This is a genomic window from Zoogloea sp., from assembly GCF_017302315.1.
Taxonomy (GTDB): Bacteria; Pseudomonadota; Gammaproteobacteria; order Burkholderiales; family Rhodocyclaceae; genus Zoogloea.
Map to the genome: position 1 here is coordinate 1 of NZ_JAFLDT010000116.1, position 9,634 is coordinate 9,634.

Below are 9,634 nucleotides of genomic sequence, written 5' to 3' on the forward strand. Positions count from 1 at the left end.
GGCCCGCGCCGTGATGGTGGCCGCAGCTTCGGCAACGGCGGTGGTCGCTTCGGCGACAAGCGTCCGTCCGCCGGCTTCGGTGGCCCCCGCAGCGACCGCGAGCCCCGTCGTGAAGCCGATGGCCGCCCCGCCAGCCCCTGGGCCGGCAATGGCGAAGGCCGTCGCGACTTCCGTGACACCCCCCGCCGCACCGACGGCAACAGCGCCCCGCGTCACCCCGAACATCGCACCGAGTTCCCCCACGTGGCCAAGCGCAGTTCCACCCACCACAACGCCGGTGGCGGCTTTGGCGGTGCCCGTAGCGAAGGCACCGGCGGCAAGCCCCGCGCCGGTCGCACCTTCAATCGCGACCGCTAAGACGAAGCCCGGCCGGGGTCACACCCCGGTCAGTCTTCCTGAAGGGCGCCTGCGGGCGCCCTTCTTCATTTCCGGCCCGCCGGCCTGTCCCCGGGATTAGGGGCAAAAGCCCCTTCACTTCGCGGGGTCGAATTGCTGCCCCATGTCTATGATGGAAGAAAACAAACGCGCGAGCGGACCTTCGCTCGCCCTCCGCTTCCATTCCAAAGGGGAAAACCATGAAGATCACCAGTCCCATCGTTGGCGAAGTCGACGTATCCGCAGATCGCATCATCGACTTTCCCTCCGGCCTGCCAGGCTTCGAAGCCTGCCGCCAGTTCACCCTGCTGCACAGCGAAGGCAACGACGCCCCCAAACTGTTCATGCTCCAGTGCCTCGACGACCCGGAAGTCGCCTTCACCGTCACCACCCCCGACATCGTCGGCCTCAACTACGAATTCGCCCTCACCGACGACGAAGTGGCCAGCCTGCAACTGGGCAATGCCGACGACGCCAGCGTGCTGCTGATCGTCAGCCGTGGCGAGCCCGGCGCCGCCCCCGTCCGCGCCAACGTGATGGCCCCACTGGTGGTCAACACCGCCACCCGTCGTGGCCTGCAGAAGATCATCGGCAAGGTGGATACCAGCGTGACGCTGAAGGCCGTGGCCTGATACACATTCCCGCACGATGAAAACAGGGCGCCCGCAGGCGCCCTGTTTTTTAACCACCGGCGCAGCCACCATCAGTAGAGCAGGAAGCCCCCCCGCGTCTCCAGCCACTCGCGCTCATCGGCGCAGGCCGGCGCATCGAGGTCGCCCGGGCGGGAGGTGGGATCATCCACCCACTCGCGCAGCAGTGCCGAACCATTGATCAGATCAATGGCCAGGCGGTCGTGTTCGTACTCGTAGGGAAAATCGCGCCACAGGGGGTAGTCCCGCTGCAGCCGGCGGATGGCCTTGAAGGCCAGGGCCTGCAGGCGCCAGGGGCGGAATACCGCGTGATCGTAGTGGGTGGGGTCTTCCACATGGATCTGCACCCCGCTGCACAGCTTGCCCGCATGCTTGTGGAAGGTGGGCTCGAACCAGCACTCGCGCAGGCGGCAACCGGCCAGCCACTTGGGGGCGAAGGCCTGCATGTGGGCGATCACCTGACGGGCATCGATGTCCGGCGCCCCGAACAGCTCCAGGGGCCGCGTGGTGCCGCGCCCCTCCGACAGGGTCGTGCCCTCCAGCATCACCGTGCCCGCATAGGCCCGGGCCATGGACAGGTTGGGCGCGTTGGGGCTCGGATTCACCCAGCTTCGCTCACTCACCGGCCAGCCATAGCCCGGCGCCGCCTCGGGCACCCAGCCGGTCATGGTGATCACCTCGCACTCCACATCCAGCTTGAGGGTGGCGATGAACCAGCGGGCCAGCTCGCCCATGGTCATGCCATGGCGCATGGGAAGCGGGCCGGCGCCGACAAAACTCTCCCAGCCGGGTTGCAACAGGGTGCCCTCCACCGGCCGGCCGGCGGGGTTGGGACGGTCAAGCACCCACACCGCCTTCTTGTGCCTCGCGGCGGCCTCCAGCACGTAACGCAGGGTGGTGATGAAGGTGTAGATGCGGCAGCCCAGATCCTGCAGATCCACCAGCAGCACGTCGAAGCGGTCCATCATCGTCGCCGTGGGGCGGCGCACTTCGCCGTACAGGCTGAACACGGGGATGCCGTGCCGGGGATCGAAGTAGTCGGAGGACTCGACCATGTTGTCCTGCTTGTCGCCACGCAGGCCGTGCTGGGGGCCGAAGGCCGCCGACAACTGGATGTCGGGCAGGGCCGCCAGGGCGTCGATGGCATGGTCCAGATCACGGGTGAGGGAGGCCGGGTGGGCCAGCAGCGCGACCCGCTTGCCCGCCAGGGGGCGGCGCAGGGCAGGGTCGGCAAGGAGGCGGTCGAGACCGAACTGGATCATGGTGTCGGGGCCGGTAAGGCGAGGGCAAAGCCCTCACGGTGGTGAAAATCGGGCTTGCCGGGCGGATGGCCCAGAGCCCAGTAGCGGTGGCTGCCGTCGATGTGCTCGACAACGGCGGTGATCCCCAGGCGCAGCGCGCCGGCCGGCAGGGCTGACGCAGGCAGGGTCAGCGCCAGCGTCAGGGCATCCCCCGAACGCTGCCAGTCAAGCTGCGGCGCAGGCGTGGCGGGGCTGTCGACGCGCACCCGGTAGGCCGAAAAATCGAAGCACATCCACTGCCCTCCCGGTGAAAAGTTGAACTCCCGGTAGGCCTCGCCGCCTTCAGCCATCAAGAACAGCTCGAAGCAGGTATGCGCCCACAGACGCTCGACAGGCAGGCCGCCCGCCGGAAGACACAGGCCATCCAGCGCGCCCTCCAGCCGGTAGCGCACATCCAGGCCACCGTCGGCCTCGCGCGCCACCGTCACCCCGATCCGTCGCACGCAGCTATCCGGCCTGGCCGGGTGGCACACGAGCTCAAGGGGCGGGGTCATGGATGGGCAATCGGGCATAAGACCGCGCAGTTTAGCGGGTCCGGGCAACACGTTAAACTCCCGTCACTTTCTGCGGTCCATCCGCCTCTGTCATCTGTTGCCACCCCATGTCCGCTGTCCATCACCCCACCCAGCGCAGCCTGCTGGATCGCCTCCGCCAGGTCGCCCTGTTCGAAATCGGCGGCCTGCTGCTGATCAGCCCGCCCTTCGTGTGGCTGTCGGGCGTACCCGCCGTGGATTCCATCGGCCTGCTGCTCATCCTGGCCCTCATCGCGGCCCTGTGGAACGGCGGCTACAACACCGCCTTCGACTGGATCGAAGGCCGCCTCACCGGCCGCACCGCCGACCACCGCCCCTGGCCCCTGCGCGTCGCCCATGCGGTCGGCTTCGAAGGCGGCCTCCTGCTGATGACCCTGCCGGTGATCGTGCTGTGGACCCACATGGACTGGCTCTCGGCCCTGGTGGCCGACATCGGCCTGGCGCTTGCGTACATGGTTTACGCCTTCGGCTTCAACCTGGCCTACGACCGCCTCTTCCCCATCGCCGCCCAGCCCTCGAATCCCTGACCCCTGACCCACGAGACCACCCGCCATGCCCACCACCACCCTCACCATCACCGGCATGCAGTCCGACGACTGCCTGCGCACCGTCATGAACGCCATCCAGGATCTGCCCTGCATCGGCTACGTGGACGTCTCCCTCGAAACCGGCCACGCCGAGATCGAGCACACCAGCATGGTCACCGAAGGCGACATCCGCTCCGCCATTGAAGAAGCCGGATACCCGACGCGCTGAATGTTGGGATGGTCGAATGAATTCGACCCCACAGCTCGCGTAGGGGCGACTTCAGTCGCCCGCGGGCTTGGATCAAGGGCTTGCCTGTGAGCGACGCACGGATGGGCGACTGAAGAGGGTGTTGTAAAACCATTTTGCACAGCCGAGACACCTGCGTTATGAGATCAAAAACGGCATTTAGCTTGCAAAAACGTGGCATTTTCGGGTGACTGAACCGCGTTTGGTGCCGAGTCCATCGTGAATGCCTAGTTGGCGACGAGTTTTGCGACACCCTCTGAAGTCGCCCCTACACCTCGCCCCTGCGCAAACGTGGGCGCCTTGCCCTCGCCCGCTATAATCCGCCCCTTCACCCCAGCAGGATCTCACCGTGTCCGACCGCCTCGCCGTTCTTCCCCAGTACCTGATCCCCAAGCAGGCCATCACCCTGCTGGCCGGCAAGCTGGCCGGCGCCCGGGCCGGGGGGCTCACCACCTCGGTGATCCGCTGGTTCGTCGGCCGCTACGGGGTGAACATGGCCGAGGCCGCCAACCCGGACATCGCCAGCTACGCCAGCTTCAACGATTTCTTCACCCGCCCCCTCAAGGCCGGCGCCCGCCCCCTGGCCGACGCCGACTTCCTCTGCCCGGTGGACGGGGCCATCAGCCAGTTCGGGCGCATCCACCAGGACCGCATCTTCCAGGCCAAGGGGCACAACTACTCCACCCACACCCTGGTGGGCGGCGACCGGGACCTGGCCATCCAGTTCCAGGACGGCGAGTTCGCCACCCTCTACCTCAGCCCGCGGGACTACCACCGCATCCACATGCCCTGCGACGGCCGCCTGACCCGCATGATCTACGTGCCCGGCGCCCTGTTCTCGGTCAACCCCACCACCGCCCGGGGTGTGCCCGGCCTGTTCGCCCGCAACGAGCGGGTGGTGTGCGTGTTCGAGAACGACCAGATCGGCCCCTTCGTGCTGGTGCTGGTGGGCGCCACCATCGTCGGCAGCATGGCCACCGTGTGGCAGGGCCAGATCAACCCGCCCCGCCCCGGCAAGATCCGCGAGTGGGACTACGCCCCCGGCCAGGTCACGCTGAAGAAGGGTGACGAGATGGGCCGCTTCCTGCTCGGCTCCACGGTGGTCATGCTCTTCCCCAAGAAGCGCATCCGCTTTACCCCCGACTGGGCGCCCGCCCGCCCCATCCGCATGGGCGAAGCCATGGGCAGCCGGGCCGCATAGCCTTTCCGTGTGGGGCGCTGGCCGCCCTGCGACCCGAGGAGCCCCATGCCCATTCTGCCGATCATCGTCATTGCCCAGCTCTTCGGGACGTCCCTGTGGTTCTCGGCCAACGCCGCCGGCGACGACCTGATGCGGGCCTGGCAGCTGGTGCCCGCCGACCTGGGCCGGCTCACCAACGCCGTGCAGCTGGGCTTCATCCTTGGCACCCTCGGTTTCTCCCTCACCGGCCTGGCCGACCGCTTCCCGGCCAGCCGCATCTTCGCCCTGTGCGCCCTGCTCGGCGCCGCCGCCAACGCCGGCTTCGCGCTCTTCGCCAGCGGCATGGATTCCGCGCTGCTGTTCCGCTTTGCCGTCGGCCTGGCCCTGGCCGGGGTCTACCCCCTGGGCATGAAGCTGGTGGTGAGCTGGGTGCCGGAGCAGGCCGGCTCGGCCCTGGCCTGGCTGGTGGGCATGCTCACCCTGGGCACCGCCCTGCCCCATGGCGTGCGCTTTCTGGAGACCGGCTGGGGCTGGCAGGCCACGGTGCTGGTGTCGTCCGGCCTGGCCGTGCTCGCCGCTGGCCTCATCCGCCGCCTGGGTGACGGCCCGCACCTGGTGCGCAAGCCCGGCACCCCGCCCCTGCGCCTCGGGCGCGTGCTGCTCACCTTCACCGAAGCCCGCTTCAGGGCCTCGGCCCTGGGCTACTTCGGCCACATGTGGGAGCTCTACGCCTTCTGGACCTTGGTGCCCCTGCTGGTCGGCGCGATCACCCAGGGCAAGGCTTCCGGGCCGGCCTTCGCCGTCATCGGCATCGGCGCCGCCGGCTGCGTGCTGGGCGGCTTCGCCAGCCGCAAGATCGGCAGCGCCCGCGTCGCCGCCATCGCCCTGGCCGTGTCTGCCGCCTGCTGCGCCGCCTATCCCTTCCTCAAGGACAGCCAATGGCTGCTGGCCCTGGTGATGCTGATCTGGGGCGCCAGCGTGGTGGCCGACTCCCCCCACTTCTCGGCTCTGTCGGCGCGAGCCTGCCCGCCCGAGATCGTGGGTAGCGCCCTCGCCTTCCAGAACGCCATCGGCTTCGCCATCACCATGGTGTCCATCACCCTCAGCACCCGCCTGTGGCCGCAGTTGCAGGAGCAGGTGGCCTGGCTGCTGCTGCCCGGGCCGCTGCTGGGCCTGGTGGCGCTGGCGCCCCTTTGGTGGCCCCGTGGGCGGCAGCGCTGAGCAGAAGAAGAATCACGATCTGCTAATATTCCAGCCTACCAAGCCCAGCCCCCATCCCACCATGCCCATGAAGATCGCCGACCCCAGCCAGACCCTGCGCTGCAACGAAGTCCAGCTCATGCTGGCCGAACTGCCCCTCGACGGCGCCCGGGTGCTGGAGCTGGGTTGCGGCCGTGCCGAGAAGACCCGCAGCCTCGCCGAAAGCGGCCGGGTGCGCGAGATCCTGGCCCTTGAGGTGGACAGCATCCAGCACGCCCGCAACCTCCAGATCACCGACCTGCCCCAGGTCCGCTTTCTTCACGGCGGCGCCGAGGCCATCCCCGCCGACGACGCCAGCGTGGACCTGGTGATCCTGTTCAAGTCCCTGCACCACGTACCCGTGGCCCACATGGACCAGGCCCTGGCCGAGATCGCCCGGGTGCTGCGCCCCGGCGGCCTGGCCTGGATCTCCGAGCCGGTCTACGCCGGCGAATTCAACGAAGTCATCCGCCTCTTCCACGACGAGAAGACGGTGCGCGAAGCCGCCTTTGCCGCCGAATGCCGGGCCGTGGAAAGCGGCATCCTGGCCCTCGACCGCCAGCTCTTCTTCCAGACCCGCAGCCACTTTGCCGACTTCGCCGAGTTCGACACGCGCATGATCCAGGTGACCCACACCAACCACCGCCTGTCCCCGGATCTCTACGCGCAAGTACGCCAGGCCTTCGAAGCCCACCTCGGCCTGGAAGGCGCCACCTTCTACCCACCCCAGCGGGTGGATGTGCTGAAGAAGCCGGGCTGAGCGCCGCCCCCATCAGTCCGGGGTCGACGCCCCCAGGGTCGACACCTCAGCCCGGCACACGGCATAGCGCAATTCCGCCATGCCCGCCCCCATCTGGCTGACCGACAGCAGGCGCAGCCCCGGGCTCAGGATCCGACGCGGCAGCAGCGGCTTGCCACTCCCCAGGGTGGCCGAGCCGATCTGCACGATGAGCTCATCGAGCAAGCCGGCGTCGTGGAACTGACCGGCCAGCTCGCCGCCGCCGACGATCCAGATGTTCCTGCCCCCCGCCGCCGCCTTCATGTCGGCGTGCACCTGTCGGACATCCCCCGCCACAAAGCGGATGTCTGCCCCTTCGATCGCCGGATGCACCCGATGACTGAAGACCCAGGCCGGCTGGCTATACTGCCAGGGCGAACCGGTCTCCTCCGCCACCGCGTCCCCGTTGCGCAGCAACCACTCATAGGTCGACGCGCCCATGGCCAGGGCCCCCACCTCGGCAATGAAGGCCGGGTAGCTGGAGGCATTCACGTCACCAAGGGGGAACAGCCAGTCGAGGGAATCGTCTTCCGTGGCGATGAAACCATCGAGGGTGGAGGCGGTGTAATACTGGGTTTTCATGGCCGGGCGGGATAAAGGACGCTCGAAGAGGGATTCACAGGTCAGAGACGAGGTTCCGGTGCGGAAAGCCCCGCGTCTGCCTCTTACGAGATTCTTACACCATCCCTCTTCGGCACGCTCTTGAAAACGCGCGCCGCGGCGTAATGCCGAAGCACCAGCGCCCTCTCACCCGTCCAAACCACCGACACGGCCGGCGCGGCCCCATGGTTGGTGTCGGACACGAACAGGTTCCCGCCCTCATTCCCAAGCGCCTCGTCGGCATCAAGGAGCGAAGCCTGGGTGCTGAACCCGGTCGTGGCCCCACAGTCGCGCTGAAAGACGACGACCCGGTGCTGATTACCCGGCGACGGGTACTCGGCAATCACCTCGTTGCCACACATGGCCTCGCCAAATGCCCACGGCACCAGCACCGAACCCACGACGAGAAGCCCCAGCGCAGCCCCCGCAAGCAGCAGAAGGGCCAACAGCAGGTTCTTCAGTAACAGGCGCATCGGCATCAGGCGTTCCCCAGCAGCAGGATCACCACAAGCAACACGACCCCGAACACAGCGACAAACTCCGGATCGTGTTTGCCCCCTCCCCGCGGTGGATAGCGCCCAAGCGTGAGCACCCGCAGGAAAAGCCAGCCCGGCCAGTAGAAAACGCCGATCAGAACGACGTTGAGGAGAAATTCGGCGACGAGATCAAGCATTGCGTGACCAGGCCCAGCGGTCAGCGCCGACCGCCGCGGGAGCGGGTGGTTTGATCAGGATGTCCATGCAAGCCTTGTGCTACTTGCCGACCACCGCCAGCAAAGCCTGCGGATTGGTCCGGGCAATCGTCAGCAAGGTTCGCGCTGCGCCGCTCGGCTGCTTGCGACCTTGCTCCCAGCCTTGCAGCGTGCGCACAGAGACGCCAAGCAATGCGGCGAACTGGCTTTGGGACAAGCCCGTCTTCTCGCGCGCCTCGATTGCCGGGCTGTAGGCCACATGCAACTTCCCCGCCTTCATTTCGCGGACGGACTGCAGAAGTTCGGCACCCAGATCCCGATCAGCCTCGAGCCTGGCGAGTTCCTTCAGGGAGAGAGGCTTAGTCTTCGAGGGCACGACGGATCTCCTTGAGATATACCGTTTGAATGTAACTCGTGGAAAAGCCGTCCGCCAATGAACTACCTCACTCCCCCCGCCCCATCCGCAATATCCTCACCGCCCCACCCACCACCACCACGCCGATCAGGCTGCCGATGACCCAGTCGGGCCAGGGGTGGCCCAGCCAGGCCACCAGCAGCCCGGCGACGATGACGCCCACGTTGGCCAGGGCATCGTTGGCGGTGAAGATGTAGCTGGCCTTCATGTGGGCGCCGCCGTGGCGGTGGCGGGCGATGAGGGCCATGCAGCCGAGGTTGGCGGCCAGGGCCAGGGCGGAGATGCCCATCATGGCGGTGGCGAGGGTGGCGGAGCCGTACAGCACGTGGTGGATCACCCGGCCGAACAGGCCAATGCCCAGGGCGAGCTGCAGCCAGCCGGCCAGATGGGCGGCGCGCAGTTGCAGGGCGGCGCCGCGCCCCACGGCATAGAGGGCCACCCCATACACGGCGGCGTCGGCAAACATGTCGAGGCCGTCGGCGAGCAGGCCGGTGGATTCGGCCCACCAGCCGGCCAGGCCTTCAATCACGAACATCACCGCGTTGATGGCCAGCAGCCAGCTCAAGGCCCGGCGCTCGGCGGCCGCATCGGTGGCCTGCGCCGCGGGCAGGCCATCGGCAGGCCCGCTGTCCAGGCGCTCGGCGCCCATGCCCAGCCGCGCGATGCGGGCTTCGATGTCGTCCACCGGCAGGCTGTGCCAGACGGTCACGGTGCGGGCCATCAGGTCGAAGGCCAGGGCCTGGGTGTGGCCGTCCAGGGCCATGCGCACCAGGTGTTCCTCACCCGGGCAGTCCATGTCGTCCACCCGGAAGGTGGAGCGGAAGCGGGCGGCCACGCCGGCCGCCACCGGCGGGCTGGCCGCCGCGCAGCCACAGGCCCCCTTGCAGGTGCCGGTCGTCGATTCACTCATCCCATTCCTCCCTCGCGCGCCGCCAATGCGCAGGCGCCGTCGCCCGGATGGTAGCCTTTCATCCTCGCCTCACCCAGCCCGCCCGCCATGAACGCCCCGCTGATCCGCTACGTCGAACCCGTCTTCCGCCCGCCCTCCGAAGCCGAATCCCTGATCCTGCCCGTCACCGACGGCTGCTCGTGGAACGC

13 protein-coding genes and 1 pseudogene are annotated in these 9,634 nt (G+C 67.9%); 7 read left to right on the plus strand and 7 right to left on the minus strand.

Features of this window, described 5'->3' with window-relative positions; all coding sequences use genetic code 11:
• A pseudogene (locus J0L98_RS20110) lies at positions 1-357 on the plus strand (hypothetical protein); the annotation flags it as partial.
• Positions 358-575: 218 nt separating this feature from the next.
• Entirely contained in the window at positions 576-1,007 is a 432-nt protein-coding gene (fliW, locus tag J0L98_RS20115) for a flagellar assembly protein FliW (protein ID WP_296413830.1), read from the plus strand.
• Positions 1,008-1,078: 71 nt separating this feature from the next.
• On the opposite strand, the gene J0L98_RS20120 is transcribed toward fliW, so the two are convergent.
• Together J0L98_RS20120 and J0L98_RS20125 are read right to left on the minus strand one after the other, a co-directional pair.
• On the minus strand, positions 1,079-2,287 hold the full coding sequence (locus J0L98_RS20120; RefSeq protein WP_296413833.1) for a DUF1343 domain-containing protein: 1,209 nt from the start codon (positions 2,285-2,287) through the stop codon (positions 1,079-1,081).
• Complete coding sequence (locus tag J0L98_RS20125; RefSeq protein ID WP_296413835.1) at positions 2,284-2,820, minus strand: DOMON-like domain-containing protein; 537 nt, start codon at positions 2,818-2,820, stop codon at positions 2,284-2,286. The genes J0L98_RS20120 and J0L98_RS20125 overlap by 4 nt, the downstream gene beginning before the upstream one ends.
• Before the next feature lie 107 nt (positions 2,821-2,927).
• Here J0L98_RS20125 and J0L98_RS20130 point away from each other — a divergent pair, with 107 nt between their 5' ends.
• The 5 genes from J0L98_RS20130 to J0L98_RS20150 all read left to right on the plus strand — a co-directional run bounded on the left by J0L98_RS20130 (position 2,928) and on the right by J0L98_RS20150 (position 6,812).
• Entirely contained in the window at positions 2,928-3,386 is a 459-nt protein-coding gene (locus J0L98_RS20130) for a PACE efflux transporter (protein WP_296413836.1), read from the plus strand.
• Between the two features lie 25 nt (positions 3,387-3,411).
• The gene (locus tag J0L98_RS20135) at positions 3,412-3,615 is read left to right on the plus strand and encodes a heavy-metal-associated domain-containing protein (RefSeq protein WP_296413838.1); all 204 of its coding nucleotides are present in this window, start codon (positions 3,412-3,414) and stop codon (positions 3,613-3,615) included.
• 367 nt (positions 3,616-3,982) lie between these two features.
• The gene (gene asd, locus J0L98_RS20140; protein WP_296413840.1) at positions 3,983-4,834 is read left to right on the plus strand and encodes an archaetidylserine decarboxylase; all 852 of its coding nucleotides are present in this window, start codon (positions 3,983-3,985) and stop codon (positions 4,832-4,834) included.
• A gap of 45 nt (positions 4,835-4,879) precedes the next feature.
• Positions 4,880-6,034: an MFS transporter gene (locus J0L98_RS20145; RefSeq protein WP_296413841.1), complete on the plus strand. Its 1,155-nt coding sequence runs from the start codon at positions 4,880-4,882 to the stop codon at positions 6,032-6,034.
• 61 nt (positions 6,035-6,095) lie between these two features.
• The gene (locus J0L98_RS20150) at positions 6,096-6,812 is read left to right on the plus strand and encodes a class I SAM-dependent methyltransferase (RefSeq protein ID WP_296413843.1); all 717 of its coding nucleotides are present in this window, start codon (positions 6,096-6,098) and stop codon (positions 6,810-6,812) included.
• A 12-nt stretch (positions 6,813-6,824) separates the two neighbouring features.
• Here J0L98_RS20150 and J0L98_RS20155 read toward each other — a convergent pair whose 3' ends face one another.
• The 5 genes from J0L98_RS20155 to J0L98_RS20175 form a co-directional block, all read right to left on the minus strand.
• The gene (locus J0L98_RS20155; RefSeq protein WP_296413845.1) at positions 6,825-7,412 is read right to left on the minus strand and encodes a dihydrofolate reductase family protein; all 588 of its coding nucleotides are present in this window, start codon (positions 7,410-7,412) and stop codon (positions 6,825-6,827) included.
• 83 nt (positions 7,413-7,495) lie between these two features.
• Positions 7,496-7,909: a hypothetical protein gene (locus J0L98_RS20160; protein ID WP_296413847.1), complete on the minus strand. Its 414-nt coding sequence runs from the start codon at positions 7,907-7,909 to the stop codon at positions 7,496-7,498.
• Positions 7,909-8,103, minus strand: coding sequence for a hypothetical protein (locus J0L98_RS20165; protein WP_296413848.1), 195 nt, complete (start codon positions 8,101-8,103; stop codon positions 7,909-7,911). Before J0L98_RS20165 ends, J0L98_RS20160 begins: the two co-directional genes overlap by 1 nt.
• Before the next feature lie 79 nt (positions 8,104-8,182).
• On the minus strand, positions 8,183-8,401 hold the full coding sequence (locus J0L98_RS20170; protein WP_365955187.1) for a helix-turn-helix domain-containing protein: 219 nt from the start codon (positions 8,399-8,401) through the stop codon (positions 8,183-8,185).
• Between the two features lie 163 nt (positions 8,402-8,564).
• A complete protein-coding gene (locus tag J0L98_RS20175; protein WP_296413851.1) occupies positions 8,565-9,446 on the minus strand; it encodes a cation transporter in 882 nt (293 codons plus the stop codon).
• Positions 9,447-9,634: the final 188 nt, after the last annotated feature.